Genomic DNA, 484 nt, shown 5'->3' with positions numbered 1-484 from the left:
ATTATAGTTATATAGACAAGAAAAAAAATAAAGAACTTAGAGCAGTATTAAATCAAGTTATTGTATATCATCATGAAAGAGATATCTTTATAGATAAAGATTTTAAAAATTTAATACAAAAAATATTAGATGAAGATTTAATAAATAAAGTTTATGAACTACAGCATGAATTTAAAGTTAGATATCCATTAAAAACAGAAAAATTGAGTAAAGTATATTTACAAATTGTAGAAAAAAGAATAGATAAAAATCACAAGTACTATAATTTATATATTATGTTAAAAGGAATACTACATAGGCTAGACCATAGTGCTTCTGCTCATGAAGTTGTGGAATGCAATAATGTTATGAATATAGGAGAACACACAGAAAATTATTTAATGAAAGAATTTGGTAGTTTGAGAGAAACTCAATCATTTGCCCAATCTAATAGAAATAAGAATATAATACTGATTGCATCTACAGGAATGGGAAAAACAGAAAC

The 484-nt window shown here is 24.0% G+C and carries 1 protein-coding gene; it reads left to right on the top strand.

Going from position 1 to position 484, the window contains the following annotated elements; genetic code table 11:
* The coding region (locus K0039_RS20885) for a hypothetical protein (protein WP_331476811.1) at positions 1-484 on the top strand (484 nt) is incomplete at both ends.

The organism is Terrisporobacter mayombei, assembly GCF_020748465.1.
In the GTDB taxonomy this organism is placed as follows: Bacteria; Bacillota; Clostridia; order Peptostreptococcales; family Peptostreptococcaceae; genus Terrisporobacter; species Terrisporobacter mayombei.
This window is presented reverse-complemented; position numbering and strand designations above follow the sequence as displayed.